The sequence below is a fragment of the Sphingomonas natans genome (genome assembly GCF_030546695.1).
Lineage (GTDB): Bacteria > Pseudomonadota > Alphaproteobacteria > Sphingomonadales > Sphingomonadaceae > Sphingomonas_I > Sphingomonas_I natans.
The window spans coordinates 345,112-369,756 of the sequence record NZ_JAUOTP010000002.1; the positions used below are offsets into that span (position 1 = coordinate 345,112).

Annotated in this window: 29 protein-coding genes and 2 tRNA genes; 11 read left to right on the forward strand and 20 right to left on the reverse strand. The window is 67.8% G+C overall.

Annotated features, from left to right (window positions below; translation table 11 throughout):
* Window positions 1-11: 11 nt before the first annotated feature.
* From Q4F19_RS05350 to hflK, 5 genes are all read right to left on the reverse strand, one after another.
* Window positions 12-392, reverse strand: a complete 381-nt coding sequence (locus Q4F19_RS05350) for a hypothetical protein (protein ID WP_303540506.1) — start codon at window positions 390-392, stop codon at window positions 12-14.
* A gap of 173 nt (window positions 393-565) precedes the next feature.
* The gene (locus tag Q4F19_RS05355) at window positions 566-2,212 is read right to left on the reverse strand and encodes a helicase HerA-like domain-containing protein (RefSeq protein WP_303540507.1); all 1,647 of its coding nucleotides are present in this window, start codon (window positions 2,210-2,212) and stop codon (window positions 566-568) included.
* Window positions 2,213-2,380: 168 nt separating this feature from the next.
* A complete protein-coding gene (locus Q4F19_RS05360; RefSeq protein ID WP_303540509.1) occupies window positions 2,381-3,937 on the reverse strand; it encodes a Do family serine endopeptidase in 1,557 nt (518 codons plus the stop codon).
* Window positions 3,938-4,068: 131 nt separating this feature from the next.
* The gene (hflC, locus tag Q4F19_RS05365) at window positions 4,069-4,938 is read right to left on the reverse strand and encodes a protease modulator HflC (RefSeq protein ID WP_431312365.1); all 870 of its coding nucleotides are present in this window, start codon (window positions 4,936-4,938) and stop codon (window positions 4,069-4,071) included.
* The gene (gene hflK / locus Q4F19_RS05370; RefSeq protein WP_303540511.1) at window positions 4,935-5,987 is read right to left on the reverse strand and encodes an FtsH protease activity modulator HflK; all 1,053 of its coding nucleotides are present in this window, start codon (window positions 5,985-5,987) and stop codon (window positions 4,935-4,937) included. Before hflK ends, hflC begins: the two co-directional genes overlap by 4 nt.
* A gap of 196 nt (window positions 5,988-6,183) precedes the next feature.
* On the opposite strand from hflK, the gene Q4F19_RS05375 reads away from it, so the two are divergent.
* Together Q4F19_RS05375 and Q4F19_RS05380 are read left to right on the forward strand one after the other, a co-directional pair.
* The gene (locus Q4F19_RS05375) at window positions 6,184-7,188 is read left to right on the forward strand and encodes an Mrp/NBP35 family ATP-binding protein (RefSeq protein ID WP_303540513.1); all 1,005 of its coding nucleotides are present in this window, start codon (window positions 6,184-6,186) and stop codon (window positions 7,186-7,188) included.
* Between the two features lie 123 nt (window positions 7,189-7,311).
* On the forward strand, window positions 7,312-7,740 hold the full coding sequence (locus tag Q4F19_RS05380; protein WP_303540515.1) for a CoA-binding protein: 429 nt from the start codon (window positions 7,312-7,314) through the stop codon (window positions 7,738-7,740).
* Window positions 7,741-7,869: 129 nt separating this feature from the next.
* On the opposite strand, the gene Q4F19_RS05385 is transcribed toward Q4F19_RS05380, so the two are convergent.
* Genes Q4F19_RS05385 through Q4F19_RS05395 form a run of 3 tightly spaced genes read right to left on the reverse strand, consistent with a single transcriptional unit; the run spans window position 7,870 to window position 10,500 of the window.
* On the reverse strand, window positions 7,870-8,346 hold the full coding sequence (locus tag Q4F19_RS05385; RefSeq protein ID WP_303540517.1) for a hypothetical protein: 477 nt from the start codon (window positions 8,344-8,346) through the stop codon (window positions 7,870-7,872).
* Window positions 8,347-8,384: 38 nt separating this feature from the next.
* Window positions 8,385-9,173 carry an inositol monophosphatase family protein gene (locus tag Q4F19_RS05390; RefSeq protein ID WP_303540519.1) on the reverse strand — a complete coding sequence of 263 codons (789 nt, stop codon included), beginning with the start codon at window positions 9,171-9,173 and terminating at the stop codon, window positions 8,385-8,387.
* On the reverse strand, window positions 9,160-10,500 hold the full coding sequence (locus tag Q4F19_RS05395) for a TldD/PmbA family protein (protein ID WP_303540521.1): 1,341 nt from the start codon (window positions 10,498-10,500) through the stop codon (window positions 9,160-9,162). The genes Q4F19_RS05390 and Q4F19_RS05395 overlap by 14 nt, the downstream gene beginning before the upstream one ends.
* Window positions 10,501-10,649: 149 nt before the next feature.
* Here Q4F19_RS05395 and Q4F19_RS05400 point away from each other — a divergent pair, with 149 nt between their 5' ends.
* Entirely contained in the window at window positions 10,650-11,090 is a 441-nt protein-coding gene (locus tag Q4F19_RS05400) for an ester cyclase (protein ID WP_303540523.1), read from the forward strand.
* Here the strand turns inward: Q4F19_RS05400 and Q4F19_RS05405 are convergent.
* Window positions 11,087-12,844 (reverse strand): alpha-galactosidase, encoded by a 1,758-nt coding sequence (locus Q4F19_RS05405; protein ID WP_303540525.1) that lies wholly within the window; start codon window positions 12,842-12,844, stop codon window positions 11,087-11,089. The genes Q4F19_RS05400 and Q4F19_RS05405 overlap by 4 nt on opposite strands.
* A gap of 91 nt (window positions 12,845-12,935) precedes the next feature.
* On the reverse strand, window positions 12,936-13,343 hold the full coding sequence (locus Q4F19_RS05410; RefSeq protein ID WP_303540527.1) for a winged helix-turn-helix transcriptional regulator: 408 nt from the start codon (window positions 13,341-13,343) through the stop codon (window positions 12,936-12,938).
* Window positions 13,344-13,420: 77 nt separating this feature from the next.
* Here Q4F19_RS05410 and Q4F19_RS05415 point away from each other — a divergent pair, with 77 nt between their 5' ends.
* Complete coding sequence (locus tag Q4F19_RS05415; protein WP_303540529.1) at window positions 13,421-13,987, forward strand: FMN-dependent NADH-azoreductase; 567 nt, start codon at window positions 13,421-13,423, stop codon at window positions 13,985-13,987.
* Window positions 13,988-14,139: 152 nt separating this feature from the next.
* Here Q4F19_RS05415 and ubiA read toward each other — a convergent pair whose 3' ends face one another.
* Both ubiA and Q4F19_RS05425 read right to left on the reverse strand, forming a co-directional pair.
* Window positions 14,140-15,048, reverse strand: a complete 909-nt coding sequence (gene ubiA, locus Q4F19_RS05420; protein WP_303540530.1) for a 4-hydroxybenzoate octaprenyltransferase — start codon at window positions 15,046-15,048, stop codon at window positions 14,140-14,142.
* Window positions 15,049-15,055: 7 nt separating this feature from the next.
* Entirely contained in the window at window positions 15,056-15,829 is a 774-nt protein-coding gene (locus tag Q4F19_RS05425) for an NYN domain-containing protein (protein WP_303540531.1), read from the reverse strand.
* Window positions 15,830-15,888: 59 nt separating this feature from the next.
* On the opposite strand from Q4F19_RS05425, the gene Q4F19_RS05430 reads away from it, so the two are divergent.
* Window positions 15,889-16,626 (forward strand): 16S rRNA (uracil(1498)-N(3))-methyltransferase, encoded by a 738-nt coding sequence (locus tag Q4F19_RS05430; protein WP_303540532.1) that lies wholly within the window; start codon window positions 15,889-15,891, stop codon window positions 16,624-16,626.
* Here Q4F19_RS05430 and Q4F19_RS05435 read toward each other — a convergent pair.
* Window positions 16,623-16,922 carry a CcdB family protein gene (locus Q4F19_RS05435; RefSeq protein WP_303540534.1) on the reverse strand — a complete coding sequence of 100 codons (300 nt, stop codon included), beginning with the start codon at window positions 16,920-16,922 and terminating at the stop codon, window positions 16,623-16,625. The two genes, Q4F19_RS05430 and Q4F19_RS05435, sit on opposite strands and share 4 nt — an antisense overlap.
* Entirely contained in the window at window positions 16,909-17,112 is a 204-nt protein-coding gene (locus Q4F19_RS05440) for a type II toxin-antitoxin system CcdA family antitoxin (RefSeq protein WP_303540536.1), read from the reverse strand. Before Q4F19_RS05440 ends, Q4F19_RS05435 begins: the two co-directional genes overlap by 14 nt.
* A gap of 91 nt (window positions 17,113-17,203) precedes the next feature.
* Here Q4F19_RS05440 and Q4F19_RS05445 point away from each other — a divergent pair, with 91 nt between their 5' ends.
* A complete protein-coding gene (locus Q4F19_RS05445) occupies window positions 17,204-18,580 on the forward strand; it encodes a glutamate--cysteine ligase (protein ID WP_303540538.1) in 1,377 nt (458 codons plus the stop codon).
* A gap of 21 nt (window positions 18,581-18,601) precedes the next feature.
* Here the strand turns inward: Q4F19_RS05445 and Q4F19_RS05450 are convergent, their stop codons facing one another.
* A complete protein-coding gene (locus Q4F19_RS05450) occupies window positions 18,602-18,862 on the reverse strand; it encodes a hypothetical protein (protein WP_303540540.1) in 261 nt (86 codons plus the stop codon).
* Window positions 18,863-18,902: 40 nt separating this feature from the next.
* Window positions 18,903-18,976 (reverse strand) — tRNA-Gly (locus tag Q4F19_RS05455).
* A 132-nt stretch (window positions 18,977-19,108) separates the two neighbouring features.
* Between Q4F19_RS05455 and Q4F19_RS05460 the strand changes: the two genes are divergently transcribed.
* The 4 genes from Q4F19_RS05460 (at window position 19,109) to Q4F19_RS05475 (ending at window position 20,977) form a co-directional block, all read left to right on the forward strand.
* Window positions 19,109-19,333: a hypothetical protein gene (locus Q4F19_RS05460; RefSeq protein ID WP_303540541.1), complete on the forward strand. Its 225-nt coding sequence runs from the start codon at window positions 19,109-19,111 to the stop codon at window positions 19,331-19,333.
* 109 nt (window positions 19,334-19,442) lie between these two features.
* Window positions 19,443-19,528 (forward strand) — tRNA-Tyr (locus Q4F19_RS05465).
* Window positions 19,529-19,585: 57 nt separating this feature from the next.
* Window positions 19,586-20,212 carry a phosphatase PAP2 family protein gene (locus Q4F19_RS05470; RefSeq protein ID WP_303540543.1) on the forward strand — a complete coding sequence of 209 codons (627 nt, stop codon included), beginning with the start codon at window positions 19,586-19,588 and terminating at the stop codon, window positions 20,210-20,212.
* 18 nt (window positions 20,213-20,230) lie between these two features.
* On the forward strand, window positions 20,231-20,977 hold the full coding sequence (locus Q4F19_RS05475) for a TrmH family RNA methyltransferase (protein ID WP_303540545.1): 747 nt from the start codon (window positions 20,231-20,233) through the stop codon (window positions 20,975-20,977).
* Between the two features lie 8 nt (window positions 20,978-20,985).
* On the opposite strand, the gene Q4F19_RS05480 is transcribed toward Q4F19_RS05475, so the two are convergent.
* Window positions 20,986-21,303, reverse strand: a complete 318-nt coding sequence (locus Q4F19_RS05480) for a 2Fe-2S iron-sulfur cluster-binding family protein (protein ID WP_303540547.1) — start codon at window positions 21,301-21,303, stop codon at window positions 20,986-20,988.
* Window positions 21,304-21,377: 74 nt separating this feature from the next.
* Between Q4F19_RS05480 and Q4F19_RS05485 the strand changes: the two genes are divergently transcribed.
* On the forward strand, window positions 21,378-22,022 hold the full coding sequence (locus tag Q4F19_RS05485) for a DNA-3-methyladenine glycosylase family protein (protein WP_303541007.1): 645 nt from the start codon (window positions 21,378-21,380) through the stop codon (window positions 22,020-22,022).
* A gap of 132 nt (window positions 22,023-22,154) precedes the next feature.
* Here Q4F19_RS05485 and mobA read toward each other — a convergent pair whose 3' ends face one another.
* From mobA to Q4F19_RS05500, 3 genes are read right to left on the reverse strand one after another with little or no spacing between them, the layout of a single operon-like run.
* A complete protein-coding gene (gene mobA, locus Q4F19_RS05490; protein WP_303540548.1) occupies window positions 22,155-22,940 on the reverse strand; it encodes a molybdenum cofactor guanylyltransferase in 786 nt (261 codons plus the stop codon).
* On the reverse strand, window positions 22,937-24,004 hold the full coding sequence (locus tag Q4F19_RS05495; RefSeq protein WP_303540550.1) for a CDP-alcohol phosphatidyltransferase family protein: 1,068 nt from the start codon (window positions 24,002-24,004) through the stop codon (window positions 22,937-22,939). The genes mobA and Q4F19_RS05495 overlap by 4 nt, the downstream gene beginning before the upstream one ends.
* Window positions 24,001-24,633: a TetR/AcrR family transcriptional regulator gene (locus tag Q4F19_RS05500; RefSeq protein ID WP_303540551.1), complete on the reverse strand. Its 633-nt coding sequence runs from the start codon at window positions 24,631-24,633 to the stop codon at window positions 24,001-24,003. The genes Q4F19_RS05495 and Q4F19_RS05500 overlap by 4 nt, the downstream gene beginning before the upstream one ends.
* Between the last annotated feature and the right edge of the window lie 12 nt (window positions 24,634-24,645).

Sequence of the window (24,645 nt, forward strand, 5' to 3'; positions counted from 1 at the left end):
TCCCGACTTCGTCACGCCTTCTTGCGCGCCCGCTTCGGAGCGGCGGCGGCGGCGACATCCTCTTCCTCGTCCGGCTGGTCTTCGCCGGCCTCGGTCAGCGCCTCGCCCAGCGCCTTGAGCTTGTCGCCATATTTATCGGCCTTGTCGGCGATCTTGGTCGTCGCCACGCCCAGCCGGTGGACGAGCGCATGGACGCGGTCCGCGTCGGGCTCGGGCTTTTCGAGCTGCTTGCGGAGCGCACCGAGGTCGCGAAGAATGCCCTTCGCACCGGGAATGTCGACTTCAGCCAGCGCCGCTTCCCAATCCTCGACCATGTCCGCGCCCTTGGTCGGCTTGGTGTCGTCGAGCCCGCGATTGATCGCGTTCATCGTTCCGGCAAATTTGATCGCCATCCGTGTGATCCTCTCGTGCAGGGAAATCCCGTCTGCCAACGAGGTGCCCCGCCGTTAGGTCCGCCGGGGGAGGCCGCCTGATCGGAAAAAGACTTATGGAACAAACAGATGGTGGAGGTGTGCAGGAACGTCCGCCTTGGACGCAGAGAAACGCACCCTGCCGTTTGCGTCGTCTAGCGCTTGAACAATCCCCCCAGCAGCCCGCGCAGCAATTGCCCGCCCAATTGCCCCGCCACCTGCCGCCCCACCGACGATGCGACCGAGCGCGCCGCCGACTGGATCATCTTGTCGGTGAAGGTCGGCTTGGCCGCCTCCCTTTCGGCGGCGACTCGCGCGCGCTCCTCGGCCTTGGCCTGCGCCGCCGCCGCACGCTCGGCCTCCTTGTCGCGGCGCGCCTGCTCGGCGGCGTCGAGCTTGGCCTGCGCCGCCGCCGCCTTCGCCGCCTCCGCCTGCTGCTTGGCGAGTTCGGCATCGGCCTTGGCCTTCTCGACCGCCGCCTTCGCGTCGCCCGCCTTGGCAGCGAGCATCTCGGCCGCCGATTCGCGATTGACGGCGGTGTCGTATTTGCCCGCCACCGGAGAGGTCGAGACCATCACCGCCCGCTCCTTGTCGGTCAGCGGCCCGACCCGTGAGCAGGGTGGCCGGATCAGCGTGCGCGATACCGGCGCCGGGCTGCCGTCGGGGAGCAACAACGAGACCAAAGCCTCACCCACCTTAAGCTCGGTGATCGCGGTCGCGACATCCACGCCGGGGCTCGCGCGGAAGGTCTGCGCCGCCGCGACGACCGCCTTCTGCTCGCGCGGGGTGAAGGCGTTGAGCTTGTGCTGCACGCGGTTGCCGAGCTGCCCGGCGACATCGTCCGGCACGTCGATCGGATTCTGCGTGATGAAATAAACGCCCACCCCCTTCGAGCGGATCAGCCGGACGACCTGCTCCACCTTGTCGATCAAAGCCGGCGCGGCATCGTCGAACAGCAGATGCGCCTCGTCGAAGAAGAAGACGAGGCTGGGCTTGTCGGGATCGCCGACCTCCGGAAGCGTCTCGAACAACTCGGACAGCAGCCACAGCAGGAAGGTCGCATACAGCTTCGGCGCGGCCATCAGCTTGTCCGCGGCAAGCACGCTGATCGTCCCGCGCCCACTGTCATCGACGAGCATCATATCCTTCACGTCGAGCGCGGGCTCGCCGAAGAAGCCGTCGCCGCCCTGCGCTTCCAGCTGCAGCAATTGCCGCTGGATCGTCCCGACCGTCGCGCGCGTGACATTGCCATATTTGGCGGAAAGATCCGCGGCATTCTCGGCCGCCCACTGCAGCATCGCCTGCAGATCGGGCAGGTCGAGCAGCAGCATACCCTGCTCGTCGGCGACCTTGAAGACGAGGTTGAGCACGCCTTCTTGCACCTCGTTCAGCGCCATCAGCCGTGCCAGCAGCAGCGGCCCCATCTCGGAGATCGTGGTGCGCACCGGATGACCGCTCTGCCCGAACAGATCCCAGAAGATCACCGGATTGTCGGCATAGGCCCAAGAATCCGGACCGGGGCCGGTCATCCCGATCTCGGCCGCGCGCGCGGCGAACGCCTCGTGCGTCTTGGCCATCGCCGAGCCGGCCATCGCCAGTCCCGCCAGATCGCCCTTCACGTCGGCGACGAACACCGGCACGCCCGCTTTGGAAAAGCCCTCGGCGATCCCCTGCAGCGTCACCGTCTTGCCTGTGCCGGTCGCGCCCGCGATCAGCCCGTGACGGTTGGCACGCTTCAGCTCCAGCGTCTGGCGCTGCCCTTCGGCGGTCGCGCCGACGAAAATCCCGGTCGGATCCGCCATCTTCTTCTCCTCGTGTCGCCCGAACCTAAGCGCCGCGCCGCGGCCAAGTCGAGCCGTCGCACGCCGCCTTCACAGGAGTTTACGGTGCGCGGCCTTGCCCAAACAAAAGGGAGGCCGGATCGCTCCGCCCTCCCCGATGTCATGCGACGGACGCACGCGATCGCAGGCTTATTTGCCCGCGAGATCGACGCCCAGATATTGCGCCGGGCGCTGGCCGCGCTGGACGAGCAACAGCACGGTCTTGAGGCCCGATTTCTGCGCAGCGTCCACGGCGGCGGCAGCCTCGGCCACCGTCGTCACGCGGCGCTGGCCGACCGCGACGATGATGTCCTTCTGCTGGAGCCCCTTGCTCGCCGCATCGCTCGACGGATCGACCGTGGTGATGACGACGCCGGTCGTATTCTCCGCAACGCCGAGCTGGCGGGCGATGCCCGGGCTCATCGTCTGCAGCGTCACGCCGAGCGCATTCTTGATCGACGGCGTCTCCTGGCCGCTGCCCATCGGGCCGTCATCGTCGCCATCACCCTCGGCGCTGGCGAGCTGATCCTCGGGCGGACGCTGGCTGACGACCGCGGTCGTCGTCAGCTTCTTGCCGCCTCGCAGATAATCGACCGGCACGCGGCTGCCGATCGGCAGGCCCGCGACGATGAACGACAGCGTATTGTCGGGCGTCACGTCGGTGCCGTTGACCTTCACGATCACGTCGCCCTGCTGGATGCCCGCGCGCGCCGCCGGCTGGCCGGGCTCGACCCGCGCGACGATCTCGCCGACATCCTTAGGCAAGCCGAGGCCGGCCGCAATATCGTCGGTCATCGGCTGGATGACGACGCCGAAATAGCCGCGCTTCGGGGCCGTGCCCTTCATCAGCTGGAGGATGACGGGCTTGGCCTGCTCGGCGGGGATCGCGAAGCCGATGCCGACATTGCCGCCGGTCGGCGAATAGATGGCGGTGTTGATGCCGATCACATTGCCGTTGAGATCGAACATCGGGCCGCCCGAATTGCCCTGGTTAATCGCCGCGTCGGTCTGGATGTAGCGATCATAAGGCCCGCTCCCGATCGAACGGTGGATCGCAGAGACGATGCCCGCGGTCACCGTGCCGCCCAGCGCGAATGGATTGCCGATCGCGACGACCCAATCGCCGACGCGCGCCTTGGTCGAATCGCCGAACTGCACGAACGGCAGCCCCTTGGCCTCGATCTTGAGCACCGCGAGATCGGACACCGCATCCTTGGCAACGACGGTTGCGGTATATTCCTTGCGATCGGTCAGCGTCACCTTGATGCTGGAGACGGTCACCTTGCCCTGATCGGTCGGCACGCCCGAGATCACATGGTTGTTGGTGACGATATAACCGTCTTCGGAAATGATGAAGCCCGAGCCGAGCGATACGGCTTCGCGCGTCTGCGGCGTGGCGGGAGCGCCGCCGCCGCCCTGTCCACCCTGGCCGCCGAAGCGCTTGAAGAAATCGTCGAAGGGCGTGCCGGCAAACGGATTCTGCTGCTGGCGGACCTGCACCTTCTGCGTGGTCGAGATGTTGACCACCGCCGGCTGCAGCTTGGCGGCGAGATCGGCGAAGCTCATCGGCGCGCCGCGCGGGGCGACGGCGGCCATCTGCGACGGCGCATTCTGCGCGACCTGCGCGCCCGCGGGCTGCTGCAGGGTCACGGTCGCGGCCGCGCCGCCCAGAAGCGTGGCGGCGGTAATGGCGTAGGCGTATCGCACTTGGGCAATCCTCCTGGGAAAAAATACGCCCGGCCGTGAATCTGGAGCGTCGGGCGGCGTCGTCAACCTGTTGCGTACGGGCTGAACGTATTTTGAACGGGGACGGGCCCGCCCGGCGCGGGCCCCGTCACCTAAGGCTTGCCGCCCCGGAACTGGCGCAGATATTCGCTATCTGGCGAAAGGATGATCTGGCTGCTCCCGCGCGGCTGATCGTCGTCGGTGCCGAAGGTCGCGCGATAGCTCTGCATCGCCCGGTAGAAATCGTAGAATTGGGGATCCTTGCCGAAGCTCTCGGCATAGGTCTTGGCAGCATTGGCGTCCGCCTGGCCGGTGATGATCTGCGCCTCGCGCCGGCCCTCGGCCTCGATCGACTTGGCCTCCTGCTGGCGTGCGGTCCGCATCCGGTTGAACGCGCTTTCCAGCGGCGCGCCGTCGGGCAAATCGGCGCGCTTGATCCGCACGTCGACGATCTCGGCGCCATATTGCTGCGCGACGCGCGCCACCGCGGTCTTGATGTCTTCCATCATCTCGCCGCGCTCGGGGCTGAGCAGATCCTTGAAGGGACGCTTGCCGAGTTCGTTGCGCAGCGCAGAGCCCAGGATCGGCTTCAGCGCTTCGCCCACGCGCCGCTCGCTGCCCGCCGAGACGAACATCCGCACCGGATCGACGATCCGGTAGCGCGCGAACGCGTCAACCTCGAGCCGCAGCTGGTCGGTCGACAGGACCGCCTGGCGCTGCATATCGAAATCGAGGACGCGCTTGTCGACCCAGACGACCGATTCCATGAACGGGATGCGCGCGACGACGCCCGCGCCGGTCCGGCCGAATTCCTCCTTGGAATCATAACCGTTGGCGATCCGCTTCGGCAGGCCGAAACGCAGGATCAGCGCCTGCTTGGTCTCGGGCACGACGATGAAGATGCTGAACAGGAAGCCCAGCACGACGAGCAGGAGTCCGCCCCAGAAAAGCGGGCTGCGGCGCACGGTATCGACCAGATTCACTTCGCGGCTCCCTTGGGCGGGATCGGCAGATAGGGGGTGACGCCGCCGGCCTCGAGGATCGTCTTGTCGGTCTTGGCCAGCACCTTCTCCATCGTCTCGTAATACATGCGCCGGCGCGTCACTTCGGGCGCCAGCTTGTACTGGGCATAGGTCTGGTCGAACGCGATCGACTCGCCCGATGCCTTGGCGCCGACCTGCGTCGCATAAGCGCGCGCCTGGTTCAGATAGGATTGCGCCTGCTGCTGCGCGGCGGACACTTCCTTGAACGCGTCCATCACTTCGCTCGGCGGATCGGCCTGCTTGATCGCGACGCCCTGCACAGCGACGCCGGCGCGATATTCGTCGAGCAATTCCTGCATCCGCGCAGCGACGCGCTGCTCGATGATCGCGCGCTGCGGGCCGATCGCGGCGTTCAGCGTCACGCTGGAGATCTGCTCGCGCATCGCGCTCTCGGCGACTTCGCGGATCGTGCCGTCGGGATCGGCGAGCTCGAACATGTAGAGTTCGGGATCGCGGATGTTCCAGCGCACCGAATAAGCGAGGTCGATCATATTCTCGTCGCCGGTCAGCATCAGGTTCTGGCCCGATGCGCCGTCGGCGCCGCTCTCGATATCGATGACGTGGATATTGTCGACGTCGATCTTGCGGACGATGTCGATCGGCGCGGGCAGCGAGAAGCCCAGCCCCGGCTGGAGCATGCCGACATAGCGGCCGAAGCGCGTGATCACGCCGCGCTGCTGCGGCCCGATCGTGTGCGCGGTCGTCAGCGCGATCCACAACAGGATCAGGCCCAGCACGCCCCACAGCCAGATGGAGCCGCCCGGAAGCTGCGGAATACCGCCGCCCCCGCCGCCGCCGAAGCGCGCACGGCCGCGCCGCACGAGCGCATCGAGCGCCGAGGGACCGGGCTTGCCCGACGCGGGCTTGCCAGCGCCCGACCACGGGTTGCGCGGCGGACCGCTTCCGCCGTCCCCGCCGGACCCGCCGCCCCAGGGGCCGCCTTCGTTCATCACCGCACCGGTTTCGCCGGCCTGACCGCTTGCATCCATGAACGCGTTATAGGGGGCGAGGACACGGAAAAACAGTGCTTGGCCGATGAGAAGGATTTCGCCGCCGCCCCGGACTCCCCTCCCGCTTGCGGGAGGGGCCGGGGGTGGGCATGGCGCTGACGAGCTAAAGCCACCCCCTCTTATTGGCCGGGGCAGCCCACCCCGGCCCCTCCCGCACGCGGGAGGGGAGAAGACAATGCCCGATCAGAACCACCTCCTCGCCGCACTCGATACCGTGCCCGACCCCCTCACCGGCCAAGGCCTCGCCGCCTCCGGCCGCGCCTCGGCGGTGCGGTTGGAAGGCGCCCGCGCCGACGTGATCGTCGATGTCGCGGGCCTCGCGCCGCCTGATCGCAAGACGCTGGACGCCGCGGTTCGCGCCGTGCTCCTTGCCGTGCCCGGAGTCGCCGAGGCGCGCGTGCTGCTCACCGCCGAAAAGCCCTCGCGCCGCATCGTCGCGATCGCCAGCGGCAAGGGCGGGGTCGGCAAGTCGACCGTCGCCGCCAATATTGCGGTCGCGCTCGCGCGGATGGGGCGCAAGGTCGGATTGGTGGATGCCGATATCTACGGCCCCTCGCAGCCGCGCCTGTTCGACGCGCATGATCGCCCGGATGCCAAGGACAAGATCATGTTTCCCGTCCCCACCCGCTGGGGCGTGCCGATCCTGTCGATGGGCCAGCTGATCGAGCCGGGCAAGGCGATCGCGTGGCGCGGGCCGATGGCGGCGGGCGCGCTCAGCCAGCTCGTCGATGCGCATTGGGGCGATACCGAGCTGCTGATCCTCGATCTGCCGCCCGGCACGGGCGACGTCCAGCTGACGATGATCCAGAAGCACCGCCCCGTCGGCGCGATCATTGTCTCCACCCCGCAGGATCTCGCGCTGATCGATGCGACCCGCGCGATCGATCTGTTCTTCAAGGCGGACATCCCCATCATCGGCCTGATCGAGAATATGTCGGGCTATGCCTGCCCGCATTGCGGCGAGATCTCCGATCCGTTCGGGCAGGGTGGCGCCGAGACCGAAGCACAGGCGCTCGGCCTCCCCTTCCTCGGCCGCATTCCGCTCGCCCGCGCGATCCGCACCGCCTCGGATGCGGGCACCCCGCCCGCCTTCGGCGACGATGCCGACGCCCAGCCCTTTCACGCGATCGCGCGCGCGCTCGATGCCTGGCTGAACCCTTCGCCCTCCCCGGTGTTCTGAACCCAACACCACCCGTTTGCCCTGAGCCTGTCGAAGGGCCGTCCTGCTTCTGATCACCCGCCCGAAAAAAAGGACGGTGCTTCGACCAGCTCAGCACGAACGGGGAAAGCTGGAGGTCAGATCATGCCGCTCACCGCCGAAGCCGATATCGCCCAGTTGCTCGCCGAGACCCGCACCATCGCGGTCATCGGCGCGTCCGACCGCCCCGACCGCCCGAGCTGGGGTGTGATGCGCGTCCTGCAGGATTGGGGTTATCGCGTCCTGCCCGTGAACCCGCAGATCACGGGCGAGCATGTCCATGGCGAATATGTCTGGCGCGATCTGGAGCAGATCGGTGAGCCGATCGACATGGTCGATATCTTCCGCCGCCCCGCCGCGGCCGGCGAAGCGGTCGATCAGGCGATCGCCGCCGGCGCCAAATCGGTGTGGATGCAATTGGGCGTCGTCAACGAGGAAGCGGCCGCGCGTGCCGAGGCCGCCGGGCTGAAGGTGGTGATGGACCGCTGCCCGGCGATCGATCTGCCGCGCTTCAACGTGCCCAAGAAGGGCTGAGCAAACCCTCCCCTGCAAGGGGAGGGGAACCATGCGCAGCATGGTGGAGGGGTATCGCGCTATCGAGAGGGCGACACCCCTCCGCCATCGCTTGCGCGATGCCACCTCCCCTTGCAGGGGAGGATCAACCTACCCCAACGACCGCATCAGCAGCCGGATCGCGCTCCCTGCGAACACAAGGGCCGCGAAGAAGGCACCGGTCGCCGCCGCGACGGGGGCGACCCACACGAACAGCCCGATCACGATCAGCGCCGCGCCCATCGCCGGGAGCGAGGGTCGTCGCAGCAGCCAACCCATCGGCAGGAAATGCGCGCCGAGGACGACGAGCACCGCCGCGATCGCGCGCCCGTCCTGTCCATTGCTGCTCAGCACCCAGCCGTAGAGCAAGGCCGCCACCGCGGTGACGATGTTCACGCGCCGCACCCAGCGCGCCACCTGCGGTTCGAGCGCCTCGGGCATCGCTGGTCGGGCGCGCAGCCGCCGTGCGGCGATCACCGTCAGCCCGATCGCGAGGATCAGGAAGGCGATCGCCGGCAGCGGCGAGACGCTTCCGCCCGCCGCGAGCGAGACGAGCGCCCAGCCCGCCGCATAGCCCGCGTGGATCAAGGCGATCCGAAGGGAATCGCCGCGCGGCGCGCCTCGCATCAGCGCTGATCGGCGGCCTGCGCGCGTTCGGCGAGCCGCTCCAGCGCGGCGGGATGCAAAGCGCGGCCGCTGGCGAGGATGCCGAACACTTCGGGCACGGGCTTGTTGTAGCGAATCTCGCGGCCGAGCGGATCGGTGACGATCGCCCCGGCTTCGGCGGCGATCAAAGCCGCGGCGGCGATGTCCCATTCGCTGCCCCAGCGGAGACTCGCGCACAGATCGACCTCGTCGCTGGCGACCATCGCGATGCGCAGCGCGATCGAATTGGGGCGCGGCATCGCCACCAGATCCTGATCGACCTTGGGCAGGGTGTCGGCGGGCACGCGCGCACCGGGGATCGTCGTGCGCATGCCGGCCCGGAGGGGCATGCCGTTGAGCGTCGCCCCGCCGCCCGCCGCTGCGATCCAGGTCTGGCCGCGGGCGGGCGCTTCCAGCACGCCGATGATCGGCAGGCCGTCCTCGACCAAAGCGACCGACACCGACCAGCCCGGCCGCCCGCGGACATAATCGCGCGTACCGTCGATCGGATCGACGACCCAGACGCGCCGCGCCGCCAGCCGGTCCGCATTGTCGGCGGTCTCTTCGGAGAGCCAGGCGGCATCCGGATCGATCGCCATCAGCCGTTCGAGCAGCAGCGCATCCACCTCGAGATCGATCTCACAGACAGGATGGTTGGGCGACTTGTCCCAGCGGCGATAATCGTCCGTCGCCCGCCTTGCCGCGAGCGCCCCCGCCTCCCGGGCGGCCTCCGCGATCGCGGCGATCAGATCGGCGTCAGGCGCCGGCAACGGTCATCCCGTCGATGCGGATCGTCGGTACGTCGTGCGCGCGGCGGAAGACGAGGTCGTCGGCCGCGGTCAGATGCAGGAACATCTCGGGCAGGCAGCCCGCCGCGGTGACTTCGGCGACCGGCTCGGCGAGCTGGCCGTCGCGGATCGCGAAGCCCGAGGCGCCGCGGCTATAATCGCCCGTCACCATATTGACGCCCTGGCCGATCAGCTCGGTGACGAACAGGCCGAGCTTGATGTCGCCGATCAACTCGGCGACCGACAGCGCGCCCTTCTCCAGATAGAGATTGCTCGTCCCCGCGCCGGGCGCACCCGATCCGCCGCGCGTCGCGTGGCCAGTGGGTTGCAGATCGAGCTGGCGGGACGAGGCGCTGTCGAGCAGCCAGGTCGTCAGCACGCCATCCTCGATCAGGTCGATCGCGTGCGTCGGCAGACCCTCGCCATCGAAGGCGCGGCTGCGCAGGCCGCGCAGGCGGTGCGGATCGTCGCGGATCGTGATCCCCTTGGCGAAGACCTGCTGGCCGAGCTTGCCGAGCAGGAAGCTCGTCTTGCGCGCGATCGCGGCGCCGGTGACCGCGCCGGCCATATGGCCGATGAGGCTGGAGCCGACGCGCGGATCGAACACGACCGGCATCGGCCCCGACGGCAATTTGCCCGGATTGAGCCGCGCCACGGTGCGCTCGCCGGCGCGGCGGCCAATCTCCTCGGGCGCCTCCAGATCGGCGAAGTGGCGCGAGGAATGATAGCCGTAATCGCGCTGCATGCCCGAGCCTTCGCCCGCGATCACGCTGGCCGAAATGCCGTAGCCGCTGGACGAGAAGCTGCGCAGGAAGCCGGTGCTCGTCGCTAGCGCCATCGCGGTACGGCCGGCGCTGGCGCCCGCGCCCTCGCTGTTGACGACGCCTGTGATGCCGCGCGCCGCATCCTCGGCGGCTAGCGCCAGCGCGCGCAGGCGATCGGGCGCGGGATCTGCACCGTCGTCGCCATCAATTTCGGGCGCGTCGCCTTGCAGCAGCAACTCCGCGGGGGCGAGGCCGGCATAAGGATCCTCGGGCGCCTCGCGCGCCATCGCCACCGCGCGCTCGACGAGCGCGGACAAGGCATCGTCGGTCAGGCTGGAGGAGGAGACGCTGGCCGAACGCTGGCCGACGAACACGCGCAGCCCGATATCCTCGCCGTCCGAGCGCTGGACATCCTCGAGCAGGCCGAGCCGCACCTGCACCTGCGTGCTCTCGCTGCGATAATAAACGGCATCGGCGGCGTCGGCGCCGGCCCGGGCCGCAGCCTCGACAAGGGCGGCGACGCGATCTTCGTTGGCGGAGGTCATCGCCTGCCCTTAGGCACCTAAGCCGCCGAACGGAAGGCGGCGTGCGTGATCGGGTGTAGGCCCGCCGTGATGGGAGCTGGGGCGACTCCCGAGATGCAAGCGCCTACGACAGGGGGCACAGCCGCCTCCATCACATATCGGGAACCCGCATGACCCTCGATCATCCGCGCAAGCAGCGGCTCGCCGCCTTCATCCGGCGCGTCTGGGACGAGGGCGACGCGAGCGCGGCGGACGAATATCTCGCGGACAGCTACGTGATCCGTCACGATCCGGGCGATCCGTGGGACGGGATGACGCTCGACCGCGCCGGCTTCCGGGATCGCGTCGAACGATCGCGCGCCGCCTTTCCGGATCAGCGCTTCGATATTCAGGAGCTGTTCGCGGACGGCGACAGCGTCGTCATGTCGTGGCTGTGGGCGGCCACGCACCAGGGCGATCTTCCAGGCTTTCCGGCATCGGGCAAGACGATCCGGATGTCGGGCGCGACCGTCTATGGCTTCGACGCCGAGGATCGCCTCACCGGCCACTGGCAGATCACCGATCGGCTCGGCGTCTATCAGCAGCTTCAGCGGAATATGCTCGCCGGTTAGGGCGCCTCGCCGCGCTCCAGCCGCAATCCGGCCCAGACGAAGCTCGACGCACCCGGCGCCGCGGCCGGCGCGACCAGTTCGAGCGACTGCGCGCCGGCGAGGGACAGCGTCACCGGCGCGCCATCGGGCACGGCATCGCGGAGGCGACGGCCGTCCACATAGATTGCGTAGCGGGCGAGGCTGGTGCCCGTCGCGGTCGGGCTGATGCGGATCGCGCGAAATTCCTGATCCAGCGCGATCCGAAGCCGGGATCCCGCTGCGACACCCAGGGCCGTGCGGTCCCTCCGGCCGGCGATCGTGATCGGCTGCCCATCCGGGAGATATCCGATGCGGGCGCAGATCCAGTCGCGCTTCGTGCTGCGATCGGCAGCCTTGAAGCCGGCATCGATCACGTCGATCCGCGCCGGTATCTCGTCGGCAAACGCCGTATCGGGCTCGGCCGGCTTGCCTATGACCGTGAACAAGGTAGTTTCATGCGGTGCCAGCTGCGCCTCGATCCGGCCGCCGGGCACGCGCTTCGTCTCGCGCCGCCAGACGTCCCGCGCCTCGGCGGGTGCCGTCGGATCGAGATGCAGATCGGCCAGATCGACCGCGAGCGAAAGCGGCGTCGCTCCGCGATTGATCAAGGCGACGGCTTTCCGCCCCGCGCCGGCCAGCGGCTTGACGATGATCTCGCCTTCGTCGGTCGCCGACAGGATCACGCCCTGGTGGCCGGCGGGATCCTGATCGATCGCGATGACCTCACGATTGCCGACGAGCGCATCGATGGCGGGATCGGCCTTGGCGAAATCATAACTGAGCATCAGCGGCGCGGCGATGATCGCCCACATCGACAGATGCGCGCGGGCCTCGGTGAGATGCGCGCCATCGAAATCGCCATTGCCGATCTCCAGCAGATCCGGATCGTTCCAGTGACCGGGCCCGGCGAAGAGCGCGCGCGGCGCGGCGCTATCGAAATTGTGCAGCATCGACGCCCAGTTCGGATGGATGTCGGCGCTGGTCCGCCACATCTGCCCGGATCGCCCCGCCCAATCGTTCACGTCCGCCTCCCCCCAGGCGCAGATTGCCAGCAAGGGGGGAGCAGCCGGCGCAAAGGCCCGCAGATCCCGGACAAAAGCGGCATAGAGCGCCGCGAGGCCGGCCGGATCGGACTCCATAGGCTTGTCCCGCACGATCATCGGCGGAAAGGCCCGATACAGGCCGTCGCGCACCGCCGGCGTCGCCGCCGCATAGTCCGCGACCCCGCAGGCATCGACCTTGACGAAATCGAAGCCCCAGGCCGCGAACATCCGGGCATCGGCCGGACCATGCCCGAACAGGCCGACCTCCCGCTGATCGCGTGTGCCTTCGGGCAGGTTCGGGCTTTGCGCGTCCCAATGCTGCGAGCAGGTGTTGCGCCCGATATCGGTGTAGATTCCGGCCTTCAGGCCCATGCCGTGGAGGCGCTGGACGAACGGGCGGAAGCTGGTGCCGCCATCCGCTTGCGCGGCCGATGGAAACAGGTTGGTCCTGATCCGGATCGCCGACGGTGTGCGGCGAAGCCACCAGCCATCGTCGATATTGACGTAAAGATAGCCGGCATCGGCCAGCTTCAGCCGAACCAGCGCCTCCGCGGCCCGGAAAATATCTGCCTCGTCATAAGCGAGACGAAAGACGTTGAACGGGTTCCATCCCATGGGCGGCGTCGCCGCGAGCGGCGCGCGCGTCGACGGCGGACCGCTCGCCTCCGCTACCGTGCCGCCAATAGAGGCCAAGGCGATTCCCATCGCCAAAGAGAAGCCGCTTACTCCGATCCATCGTATGCCCGCCGCCAATGATCGCATCGCAATCCGCATCGCCACCACTTCACTCCGCCTCCGCGCGCCGATCGAAGTTCGCGCGCGCCGCCTGGATCGTCTCGTAATGCGTATCCGCCCACATCCCGATCGCCTGCATCGGCGCGCGCAGCGAATCGCCGAGCTCGGTCAAAGCATAATCGACGCGCGGCGGGATCGAGGGCGTCACGGTGCGCGTGACGAGCCCGTCGCGCTCGAGTCCGCGCAGCGAGAGCGTCAGCATGCGCTGCGAAATGCCGCCGATCTGGCGCTTGAGCTCGTTGAAGCGGCGCGGACCGCCGCCGAGAACCATCACGATCAGGATGCTCCATTTGTCGCCGATCCGTTGGAGGATAGGCGCGACGCGCGTGCAGCCAGCATGATCGGGTGCGGGCGGCAGCGCCTCCCCGGCGGTTACATCCTTGTGCGCGAGTGACAAAATAGTGCCTCCTTGTGGGCGACCGGCCTGGTCACATATCGATCCTCGGTCACATATATATACCGGGACACGTCATCATGAAACTGCTCCAGATCGATTCCAGCATCCTCGGCGAGAATTCGGTGAGCCGGCAGCTCACCGCCGCGATCGTGGATCAATTGCGCGCGTCCGATCCGTCGATCGCAATCGTCTCGCGCGATCTTGCCGCCGATCCGGTGCCGCATCTGACGCTCGCGACCTTGCCCGCGGCCAATCCGGATGCACGCGCCGACCTGGATCAGTTCAAGGCGGCCGACATCGTCGTCATCGGCGCGCCGATGTACAATTTCACGGTGCCCAGCCAGCTGAAGGCGTGGATCGATCGCATCCTCGTGGCGGGCGAAACCTTCGCTTATGGCGACAATGGTCCCAAAGGCCTTGCCGGCGGCAAGCGCGTGATCGTCGCCGTCTCGAGCGGCAACGTCTATGGCGCGGGGACGGCCTATGCGAGCTACGACCATCTCGCGACCTATCTGCGCGCGGTGTTCGGCTTCATCGGCATCGAGCCGGAGTTCGTCACCGCCGAGGGCATCGCCTTCGGGCCGGAGCAGCGCGCGGCATCGATCGAACAGGCTCTGGGGACGGTTTCGGCGCTGGCGGCTTAGGCTCTTCGCTCTCGTGCTTTCCCGCTCATCCTGAGGAGGGACTGAGCCCGACGAAGGCCTGTCTCGAAGGACCGGCACCGTCGCGCACGTCCTTCGAAACGCCATTTCGACAAGCTCAATGGCTCCTCAGGATGAGCGGGGAATTGCTTGGCCTAAGCCGAAGCCGCCCCCACCACCGCGCACGCCAAAAACATCAGCAGCCCCGCGAAGCGATTCGATCGAAAGCGGGCGAGCGCGTCGGCCGGGTTTTCCACACGGAGCCCGGCGACCTGCCAAGCGAGATGCGCCCCCATCGGCAGCAGCCCGGCCAGCGCAAGCGGCTCGGGCCGGACTTGCCAAAGGGCGATCCCCCAACACGCCAGAGCCGCCGCGTAGAATCCCGCGACGCCACCCCGCGCATGGCTCCCAAGCGCACGCGCCGAGCTCTTCACGCCGGCGAGCGCATCGTCCTCCAGATCCTGCAGCGCATAGATCGTGTCGTAGCCGATCACCCACCCGATCGATCCCGCATAGAGCCAGGCCATCGCCGGCGCGAAGCCGCCCGTCGCCGCCGGCCAGCCGACGAGTGCCGCCCACGAGAAGACGATGCCGAGCCACGCCTGCGGCCACCAGGTGATGCGCTTCATGAAGGGATAGGCCGCGACCGGAGCGATGCTCGCGAGCGCGACGATCTGCGCGGGTCGCTCCAGCCGGAGCAGGACGACGAGCCCGATCAGCGACAGCAGACCGAGCCAGGCCCAGGCGAGCTTCAGCGACAGCCTGCCGCTCGCCAGCGGCCGCGCGGCGGTGCGCGCGACGCGCCTGTCGAGATCGCGATCGACGATGTCGTTATAGACGCAGCCCGCGCCGCGCATCGCCACCGCGCCCAGCGCGAACCACAACAGCAGATCCCAGCGCGCGATCGCCTGCCCCGACAAGGCGATCGCCCAGGCGCCCGGCCAGAAGAGCAGCCACGCGCCGATCGGCCGATCGAGCCGCGCCAGCTGGACGAGATCGCGCGCGACCGCGGGCAGGCGGGCGACGCCGCGATGCTCGCTGTCGGGGACGAGGGTGTCGCTCATGCGCGAATCAGCGCAGGCGCTTGACGAAGACCCCGCCGTCGCGGTTCTCGATCTGGAAGTTCGGCACGTCCTCGATCAGATCGGACAGATGCTGATAGCCGTAATTGCGCGTGTCGAAGCTCGATCGGTTGCCCGCGAGCTGGCCGATCGCGGACAGGCTCGCATAGCCGCGCGCATCGCGCTTCACCGAATCATAGGCGTCGATCAGCAGCTTGAGCACGTCCTCGCCGACCTGCTTCTTCTTCGGCCGGCCTGCCGGCGGACGCGCGCCGATCGCGCGCGGCAGCGTATCCTCGAAGGTGAGTGGCTCCTCCTCGGGCGCGGCCGCGGCATCGGGGCCGCCCCCGCCCAAGGCGCCGACATCGATGAAGCGCGTGCAGGCCTGGCGGAAGCCCTCTGGCGTGCGCGAGGTGCCGAAGCCGTAGACCGGGATTCCGTCCTGGCGGATGCGCATCGCCAGCGGCATGAAATCGCTGTCCGACGACATGATCCCGAAGCCCTCGACGCGGCCGCGCGCGAGCAGGTCCATCGCGTCGATCGTCATCTTCATGTCGGTCGCGTTCTTGCCCTTGGTCAGATCGAACTGCTGCTGCGGCTCGATGCCGTGGCGGATCGACATGTCGCGCCAGCCCTTGAGCGCAGGCTTCGACCAGTTTCCGTAGACGCGCCGCACATTGACCGTGCCGAGCTCGGCGAGAACGGTCAGCACTGGGTCGATCGTCGAGGCGGACGCGTTGTCGGCATCGATCAGCAGCGCTACGTTGAGAGTGGCCTTGTCCATGCGGACGGTCGTCGCGCGGATCGGCGCGTGATGCAATCGCGCAGATGTCCCGGAGATCCATGCCCGCCACCCCCGCCTGGCCGCCCGCCTCCACCCCGCGCCTGTATGTCGAGGCTGTGCTGGCCGAGGGGCTGATGCTCGTGCTGGAGGGCGCGCAGGCCAATTATCTCGCCAATGTGATGCGGCTGAAGGCGGGTGATCCGGTGCGGCTGTTCGACGATTCCACCGGCGAGTGGCTGGCCGAAGTGGCGGATGCGGCCAAGCGGAACATCACCCTGCGGCTGACGACGAAGCTGCGCGCGCGCGAGGCGGTGCCCGATATCTGGCTGCTGTTCGCGCCGCTGAAGAAGGACCCGCTCCATTATCTGGTGGAGAAGGCGACCGAACTGGGCGTGGCGCGGCTCCAGCCGGTCGTCACGCACCGCACGATCGTCGACCGGCCCAATCCCGAACGGCTGCGCGCGCACATGATCGAGGCGGCCGAGCAATGCGACCGAACCGCGCTGCCCGAACTGGCCGAGCCGGTGAAGCTGGCGGCGTTGCTGGCGAGCTGGCCCGCCGGACGCGCCTTGCTGTTCGCCGACGAGGGCGGCGGCGAGCCCTTCGCCGACATCGCGCCCGGCCCGGCGGCTTTGCTGATCGGCCCCGAAGGCGGCTTCACCGAGGACGAGCGCGGCGCGATCCGCGCGCACGCCAGCGCGACGCCCATCTCGCTCGGCCCCCGCATCCTGCGCGCCGAGACCGCAGCCGCGGCCGGGCTGGCAGCGTGGATGTCGCGCTTCGGCGACTGGCGCTAGACGCCGCCTGTCAGCATATCGATCGCCGAGGTGATAGCGAGGCGATGCGCGCGTGCCGTCCCGACCGGATTGCGCAGCACCGAGCGTGGCAGAGTCGCCGGGAGATGCGCCATCAGCACGTAGCCGACGCCGTCGATCTCTAGCATCGGGTTCAGTCGACTAGGGAAGATATAGACTGTGCCTTCCGCCACGAGAGGAAGAACGAGACGGGTCGTCAGGTCGCGCAGTAGATCCGATTGGCAATCGACGAACAGACCACCCGCCCCGGCGAGCCGGTAGAGATCAAACTGCGCCACACGGCAGGATCATATATCGCGCGAGCGGGTGACCATTCTCTTCGTACCACCGATTGAGCGCTGCGATGCCGTCCGCATTCTCGGCGCGCCACGCTGACCAGCGGGCCTCGCGATCCGCGTCGCGAGTCTTGTCTTCCACGCCCGTTGCTATCGCGTCGTCGGGTTCGTGCGCAGGCCGGGGCGCGTCCATCGCCATCTCCTTCGAACCCGGAGATATCGCCTGTCGACCCGCTCGCGCAACCCGCTGGCGCAAGGCTTTGCGCCAAGCTATCTGCCCGCGCATGACGACGCGCTCCGCCGACACTGGCCCCGACCCTCTCATCGAAGGGCGCGACGATCTGATCGGCGTGTTCGTCAAGGGCGAGAAGCCCAAGGACAGGTGGCGGATCGGCACCGAGCACGAGAAGTTCGTCTACTGGACTGACGGCAGCCACCGCGCCCCCTCCTACGAGGAGAAAGGCGGAATCCACGCGCTGTTGATCGGGATGACCAAGTTCGGCTGGGAGCCGGTCTATGAGGGCGAGAATATCATCGCTCTCTCCGGCCCCGACGGCGCGATCAGCCTGGAACCGGCCGGGCAGTTCGAGCTGTCCGGCGCGCCGCTCGACAATCTGCACGAGACCTGCGCCGAGACCGGGCGGCATCTCGCCCAGGTCAAGGAGATCGGCGACAAGCTCGGCATCGGCTTCCTGGGCCTTGGCTTCTGGCCCGACAAGACGCGCGCCGAACTGCCGATCATGCCCAAGGGCCGCTACGAGATCATGCTGCGCCACATGCCGCGCGTCGGATCGCTCGGGCTCGACATGATGCTGCGCACCTGCACGATCCAGACCAACCTCGATTATTCGAGCGAGGCGGACATGGTGAAGAAATTCCGCGTGAGCCTTGCGTTGCAGCCGCTCGCGACCGCGCTCTTCGCGAATTCGCCCTTCACCGAGGGCAAGCCCAACGGCTATCTGAGCTACCGCAGCCACATCTGGACCGACACCGATCCGCACCGCACGGGCATGCTGCCGTTCGTGTTCGAGGACGGCTTCGGTTACGAGCGCTACACCGATTACATGTTGAACGTGCCGATGTACTTCGCCTTCCGCAACGGGGGCTATGTCGACGCGTCGGGGCTCGATTTCCGCGACTTCCTCGCCGGCAAGCTGCCGGTCCTGCCGGGCGAGACGCCCCGCGTCGCCGACTGGGTCGATCACCTGTCGACCGCCTTCCCCGAGGTGCGCCTCAAATCCTATCTCGAGATGCGCGGCGCCGATGGCGGCCCGTGGAACAAGATCTGCGCGCTGCCGGCCTTCTGGGTCGGCCTGCTGTACGACGATCAGGCGCTGGATGCAGCGTGGGACGAGATCAAGCACTGGACGATCGAGGACCACAACCGCATCCGCGAGCAGGTGCCGCGGCTCGGTCTCGCCACGCAGGGCCCGCGCGGGCGCAATTTCCAGGAACTGGGCAAGCGCATCCTCGACATCGCGCATGCGGGGCTTGCCGCGCGCAATCGCCTCAATGCGGCGGGCGACAACGAGACGGGCTTCCTCGATCCGCTGCGGGAGATCGTCGCCTCGGGGAAGGTGCCGGCGCAGCGCCTGCTGGATCTTTACGAAGGCGAGTGGGCGGGCGATCTGTCGCGCATCTATGCGGACATGAGCTTCTAGCGGCGGGCGCCGTCGGCGGGTCTAGCGGCTGCCCACCGCGCGCCGGTGAACCCCGTTCACCAGAGCATCGAGCCGGCCGCCCGAAATTTCCTCGCCGCCGCCGCGCCAGATCCGGAAGAAGCCGCGATTCTCGGACGGGCACAGGATCGCCTGCCCGATCGCCTCAAACAACGTGCCGGCGCCTTCGGTAAGGATCGGCAATCCGCCGCGGCGGACGCATTCCGGCTCGTTATCCCGGCGCCAGGTGACCCGCTCGTCCATGTCCAGCGGAGAGAATGACATTGGGTCTGCTCCCGATCCTTGGCCGCGCGTCTTCCAGGGCTGGAGCGGGTAGCGGGAATCGAACCCGCGTATGAAGCTTGGAAGGCTACCGCTCTACCATTGAGCTATACCCGCGCGCCGCGAGCGCTCCTGCCATCCAAGGGCGCCGCGCGTCAACGCGCTAAATCGTCCTGCCGCATCGTTGCGGAACCGTTGCTTGGCCGATGCGTCTGCCTCCCGCTCCCATCTGGGGCAGGAGACTCCTGAATGTCCATCAAGGCTTTTTTCGCGGCGGCCGGCCTCGTCGTCGCGACCGCAGCAATCGTACCCGCAGCGGTCTCGGCGCAGGGCATGCATCGCGACGATCATCGCGGCCCCGGCGGCCCGATGGTCCGTCACGATAACCGCCGCGACATGCGCCACAATATGCGCCGTCGCCCGGTTTGCCGCGTAACGTGGGTGCATCATCGCAAGGTTCGCCGCTGCCGCTAAGCGACCTTCGCCGTGCTGGCGGGCCGAGCGAATGACGCTCGCCCGCCGGCCGGGGTTGACGGCCCGCACCGGCTTCGCCAATGAGCCGCCTCCTTCGGGACAAGCCTCTGGACAGGTGGCCGAGTGGTTAAAGGCAGCAGACTGTAAATCTGCCCGTGCAAGCGTACGCTGGTTCGAATCCAGCCCTGTCCACCAGAGCTTCGAAATCGGCCCTCCCGATGAACCGAAGCGCCGGTCGCGGATTGAGCCGACATGGCCCGCACCCGCAAACTTCCGACCAAGCCCACGTCGCGGACCGCGATCGAGCAGGCCGATCTCGTCACGGCGCACAAAGCCGGGCAATGGCGCGATCATCCGATCATCAAGCGTCTCGGGACGCTGAGCGAACTGGCCGACCAGCCGCAGCTCTATGCGATCTGCGCATCGACGGTGGCGATCGGCGTGCTGCGCGGTAACGGACGGCTGGCGCGCGCCGGGCTGCGGATGCTGGCCGCGGAATGGCTGGCCACCAAGGCCAAGAGCTTCATCAAGCATCGCGTGGATCGCTCCCGTCCGCACGTGCCCGTCAATGGCGGGCATTATCGCATGCAGACTGGCCATAGCCACGAGAGCGCGCTCAACTCTTTTCCGTCCGGCCATACGGCGGGCGCCGTCGCGGTCGCGCGCGCTTATGCCAGCGAATATCCCGAACATGCCGGCCGCGCCGCGGCGATCGCCATCTTCGTCGGCGCGATCCAGATCCCGCGCTGCGCGCATTTCGTGAGCGACGTCGGCGCAGGCGCGGCGATCGGCCTGGCGGCCGGATCGCTCGCCGCAAAGAAGACGGGCCAGCCGACCGACGAGGCTTCGGCGCAGATGGGCTCGCGCTCGGGGCGATGACGCGCTAATCGCCCCGGCATGCGCCGTGGTCATCGTCCTTCCCAGCCCGTTTCCGGAAAGCCTCGCTTCTGGGGCCGTCATGCCGTCTCCGCGGCTCTCGCCAATCCCGAGCGGACGATCCGCCGGATCTGGGCGACGCGCGAGGCCGCCGCCTCGTTCGGCGCGTTTCCCGAGAGCGTGCCGATGAGCTTCGCCGAGGTCACCGATCTCGCGCGGCTCGTGCCGAGCGATGCGCCGCATCAGGGCATCGTCATCGAGGTCGATCCGCTCGAGGATATCTGGCTGGTCGATCTGCTGGAGCGCGGCGCGGGCAATGATCGCCCGCTTGTGATCCTCGATCAGGTGACCGATCCGCACAATGTCGGCGCGGTGCTGCGCTCGGCCGCCGCCTTCAACGCGCTCGGCATCGTCACGCAGGACCGGCATGCGCCGCCCGAATCGGGGGCGCTCGCGCGCTCGGCATCCGGCGCGCTAGAATTCGTGCCGTGGGTCCGCGTCGTCAATCTCGCGCGTTCGCTCGGCGAGATCAGCGAAGCGGGCTTCTGGCGGATCGGGCTGACCGGCACCGGCCGCCGCACCTTCGCCGAGGCGATCGGCACATCGCGGATCGCCTTGGTGCTCGGCGCCGAGGGCGAGGGCATGCGCCAGAATACCGAGGCGCATTGCGACGAACTCGCCAAGCTGCCGATCAGTCCGCTGGTGGAAAGCCTGAACATCTCGAACGCCGCCGCCATAGCGCTGTACGCGCTGGCGACGCGGGGGTGATTTCTCGCTTAGTCCTCTTCGGCGATCCGCACGGCGAGCCCGTCGACGGCGGCGCTGAAGGGCACCTGGCAGGAGAGGCGCGAGGTCTCGTCGCGGAAGTCGGAACTGTCGAGCAGGTCGTTCTCGTCCTCGCTCATTGCCGGCAATCGGTCGGCGAAGGCCGGATCGACATGGATGTGGCAGGTCGCGCACGAGCAGCAGCCGCCGCACAGAGCGAGCAGCTCATCGATGCCCGCGTCGCGGATGACCTCCATCACCGACAGCCCCTCTTCGCCCTCGATCTCCTGCGTGGTTCCATCGCGCAGCGTGACGATCAGCTTGGGCATGTGCGGGCTCCGAAATATGTAGCTTTGCGGCGCTCCTATGGCGGCGGATGCGGCGACGCAAGCGTAGGTGCGGCATGGGCCTGAACGCCAAGGATCTGCGCAAGGGGCTCGATGCGCTCGCCCGGATCGAGCCCGCCTTCGCGAGCGGATTGGCGGCGTTCGGCTATCCCGACACGCGGATCAGCGCGCCCGGCCATGTCAGCCTGCTGCGGACGATCGTGGGCCAGCAGGTCTCGACCGCATCGGCCAATGCGATCTACGGACGCCTCGAAGCGCTGATCGGCCCGGAGATGGATCCGGCCAAGCTGGCCGCGACGCCCGATGAGGATCTGCGCGCGGTGGGCCTGTCGCGCCAGAAGATCTCCTATGTGAAGAGCCTTGCCGGGCTGATCGCGAGCGGCGAGCTCGATCTTGCGCACCTCCCGGCCGACGATGAGGAAGCGATCGCGCAGCTGACCAAGATCAAGGGCATCGGCCGCTGGTCGGCCGAAATCTACCTGCTGTTCGCCGAGGGTCGGCCGGACATCTGGCCGGCGGGCGATCTCGCCGTGCAGATCGAGATCGGGCATCTGCTGGGACAGGAAGAGCGACCCGCCGAGAAGCTGGTGCGCAGCCTCTCGGAAGCGTGGCGGCCCCATCGCGGCGCGCTCGCGATCTTCGCCTGGCACCATTATGGGCGCCGGCTCTCCGCCAAGGGCGCGGACAAGGCCCCGATCTAGGGGCGGGCGGTGTTCAGATGATCCGTTTGCACTGAGCTTGTCGAAGTGCCGTTCTTCCTTCGACCGTCGCGAAGAAGGACCGTGCTTCGACAGGCTCAGCACGAACGGGGGCGAGGAGCCGCTGCCTTATGCTCACCCCCTCGCCGCCAATATCTGCTCGGCCAACGCGTGGTCGCTCGGCTTGTCGACGTCGATGCCGGCCTCGGCGAAAGGCAAAGCCACGGGCCGCGCGACCATACCGACCTTGCGGCCGACCGCGAGCATCGCCGCGTCCAGCGTGATCGTCCGCGTCAGCGCACGCAATGCGAGCCACGGGCCGAAATGCGCGATCAGCTTCACCGCTTTCTTGCGATCGCGTTCGACCTCGCTCCACAGGGTGAGCGCGGCCATCGCCCGATCGGAGCGGAGCACGAACAGGTTCGCGCCCGACCAGGCCTCGCCCCTGAACTTGAGCCAGGTGCGCTGGTTGCCGGGATAGGCCGCGAGCAAGGTCCGCCGGCCGACAACGCCGACCGCCACATCCGCGTCCGCCCCGCTGGCGAGCATCGCCTCGATCATCGGCACGGTCAGCAGGGGATGGTCGGCGGTCGTGACCAGCACTGGCCAGGGCGCGGTGGCGCTGCCGGCAATCGCGGCGACGCTGGTGGCAATCCCCGAGTCCGAATGGGCCGTCTCGATGCGCGGCTCGTCCGCCAGCCACGCGCAATCGCCGTCGAACAATAGCTCGGGCGACTGCGCCATGACGATCACGCGGCCGATCTCGGGCACGGCGAGCAGGGTCCGCGCGACGCGGCTCAGCATCGCCTCGCCCCCGACCTTGACCTTCGCCTTCCAGCTTTCGCCGAACGCATGCGCGAGCGGATCGACGCCGGGCCGCTGGCCCGCGAGCAGGATCGCCGTCCAGACGGGATCGCTCATCCCAGCCAGCTCTTCACGGGCCGCCCGCGCGCGCGCCAGATCAACGCCTGGAGGAGCTGGACGAGATGGACGGCGAGCGAGGCGATCGTCCAGACCGCGACCGCGATCAGCCCCCAGTCGGGTCGACCGATGAGCAGAAAGGCCGTCAGGATCGGCATGTTCGGATTGCGCCGCGCGGTGATCAGCCGGAACCAGCTGTCGAAGCGCCGCCAGACGTGGATGTGGATGCCGAACAGAGCGATGAACGCCCCTTCGATCAGCCTTTGCACGATATAACCGCCGAGGATCGCGACCATGCACGCCCAGAAGACATGGTCGGTGAGCGGCCGGCCATAAGCGACGAGGCCGACTCCCCAGCCATACCACCAGAAGGGCGGGTGAACGAGATCCATGCCGTGATCGAAGACATTGCCCCAGGCCGACGAGGTGATCGTGCAGCGCGCAAGCTTCCCATCGACCGTATCGAGGATCATCATGAACAGGCCCGCGGCGAGCCCCGGCCAGTAATCGCCGGTGAAGAAGCACCAGGTGGCGATCACGCAGAAGACCGCGCTGACCGTCGTCACCTGATTGGGGGTGACTCCCCACCGCGCGCACCAGCGCGTCATGTGGAACGCCCATTCGGGCCACATATATTTGGTCAGGATATCGGTGACGCCCTTATAGGCACCCCAATAGCTCGCCCGCTCGATCGCCCCGACCGAAGCGGGGGTCAGCTTTTCGAGGAACGGCCGCTCGCGCTTGCGCAGCGTCTGGTTCTCGAGCTCGGTCGTTTCCTGCGGGATCGCGTCCAAAGCGTGCGGATCGGGGCGCTCGGCGGTGACATGCGCGATGACCGGAACGCCGTCGCGCGTGATCGCATGGCCCGGGCGCGCCGCGGCATATTTCAGCCACAGCGGATCGAACACATAATCGAGATCGACGATCAGCGCGTCGCCGCCTGCCGCCGCCTCCGCCAGATCGAACCCCTGCGCGGCGGCGATGCGCCGCAGCCGCTCATGCGTCGAAAGGCCCCAGATTGGTGTCGCGTTCTCACCCGTCGGCACCAGCGGCGGAAAACTCATTCGCTTTTGCCCCAGATACGCAGGAACGCCTCGACCGCGGTTTCGACATCCCGTCCGGGCGTCGAACTCGGCCCGCCGACGCGATGCCAGATCACGTCCGAAAAGCAGCCCGCCTGGCACAGCGACAGGAATTGGCGGGCCGCGATCTCCGAATCTCCCACGCGCAATCGCCCCGTCGCCATCTCATCCGCGATATAGCGGGCGAGCCTCTCCCGCGTACGCGCCGGGCCGCGTTCGTAAAAGGCCTTGGCGAGCGCGGGAAAGCGATGCCCCTCGCAGGCAATCATCCGCTTCAGCGCGCGCGCATCCTCCGACAGGATCTTGGCGAGGAAGACGTCGCCGAAGCGCTTCAGCGTCGCACCGGTGCCGCCTCCGGTCAGAAGCGCCTCATCGAGCGCCTCGCTGAAATCGCCGACGAGGCGATCGACGAACGCCTGGAACAGATCCTCCTTCGAGGGAAAATGGCTCCACAAGGTCGTCTTCGATCCGCCGCAGCGCGCCGCGATCGTCGACATCGACGTCTCGGCGAATCCCTGCTCGAGGAAAGAGCGCTTGGCGATATCGATGATCGCCTCGCGCCTGTCCTCCTTGCGCCGGCTGCGCTGATCCCTCGTGGTGATATCCGACATAACGATACTATA

Excerpts from the sequence above, each read along its gene's own strand:
- Q4F19_RS05350 (WP_303540506.1), bottom strand. The coding sequence starts at position 392 with ATGGCGATCAAATTTGCCGGAACGATGAACGCGATCAATCGCGGGCTC.
- Q4F19_RS05355 (WP_303540507.1), bottom strand. The coding sequence starts at position 2,212 with ATGGCGGATCCGACCGGGATTTTCGTCGGCGCGACCGCCGAAGGGCAG.
- hflK (WP_303540511.1), bottom strand. The coding sequence starts at position 5,987 with ATGGATGCAAGCGGTCAGGCCGGCGAAACCGGTGCGGTGATGAACGAA.
- Q4F19_RS05375 (WP_303540513.1), top strand. The coding sequence starts at position 6,184 with ATGCCCGATCAGAACCACCTCCTCGCCGCACTCGATACCGTGCCCGAC.
- Q4F19_RS05380 (WP_303540515.1), top strand. The coding sequence starts at position 7,312 with ATGCCGCTCACCGCCGAAGCCGATATCGCCCAGTTGCTCGCCGAGACC.
- Q4F19_RS05395 (WP_303540521.1), bottom strand. The coding sequence starts at position 10,500 with ATGACCTCCGCCAACGAAGATCGCGTCGCCGCCCTTGTCGAGGCTGCG.
- Q4F19_RS05400 (WP_303540523.1), top strand. The coding sequence starts at position 10,650 with ATGACCCTCGATCATCCGCGCAAGCAGCGGCTCGCCGCCTTCATCCGG.
- Q4F19_RS05415 (WP_303540529.1), top strand. The coding sequence starts at position 13,421 with ATGAAACTGCTCCAGATCGATTCCAGCATCCTCGGCGAGAATTCGGTG.
- ubiA (WP_303540530.1), bottom strand. The coding sequence starts at position 15,048 with ATGAGCGACACCCTCGTCCCCGACAGCGAGCATCGCGGCGTCGCCCGC.
- Q4F19_RS05425 (WP_303540531.1), bottom strand. The coding sequence starts at position 15,829 with ATGGACAAGGCCACTCTCAACGTAGCGCTGCTGATCGATGCCGACAAC.
- Q4F19_RS05430 (WP_303540532.1), top strand. The coding sequence starts at position 15,889 with ATGCCCGCCACCCCCGCCTGGCCGCCCGCCTCCACCCCGCGCCTGTAT.
- Q4F19_RS05440 (WP_303540536.1), bottom strand. The coding sequence starts at position 17,112 with ATGGACGCGCCCCGGCCTGCGCACGAACCCGACGACGCGATAGCAACG.
- Q4F19_RS05445 (WP_303540538.1), top strand. The coding sequence starts at position 17,204 with ATGACGACGCGCTCCGCCGACACTGGCCCCGACCCTCTCATCGAAGGG.
- Q4F19_RS05450 (WP_303540540.1), bottom strand. The coding sequence starts at position 18,862 with ATGTCATTCTCTCCGCTGGACATGGACGAGCGGGTCACCTGGCGCCGG.
- Q4F19_RS05460 (WP_303540541.1), top strand. The coding sequence starts at position 19,109 with ATGTCCATCAAGGCTTTTTTCGCGGCGGCCGGCCTCGTCGTCGCGACC.
- Q4F19_RS05470 (WP_303540543.1), top strand. The coding sequence starts at position 19,586 with ATGGCCCGCACCCGCAAACTTCCGACCAAGCCCACGTCGCGGACCGCG.
- Q4F19_RS05475 (WP_303540545.1), top strand. The coding sequence starts at position 20,231 with ATGCGCCGTGGTCATCGTCCTTCCCAGCCCGTTTCCGGAAAGCCTCGC.
- Q4F19_RS05480 (WP_303540547.1), bottom strand. The coding sequence starts at position 21,303 with ATGCCCAAGCTGATCGTCACGCTGCGCGATGGAACCACGCAGGAGATC.
- Q4F19_RS05485 (WP_303541007.1), top strand. The coding sequence starts at position 21,378 with ATGGGCCTGAACGCCAAGGATCTGCGCAAGGGGCTCGATGCGCTCGCC.
- mobA (WP_303540548.1), bottom strand. The coding sequence starts at position 22,940 with ATGAGCGATCCCGTCTGGACGGCGATCCTGCTCGCGGGCCAGCGGCCC.
- Q4F19_RS05495 (WP_303540550.1), bottom strand. The coding sequence starts at position 24,004 with ATGAGTTTTCCGCCGCTGGTGCCGACGGGTGAGAACGCGACACCAATC.
- Q4F19_RS05500 (WP_303540551.1), bottom strand. The coding sequence starts at position 24,633 with ATGTCGGATATCACCACGAGGGATCAGCGCAGCCGGCGCAAGGAGGAC.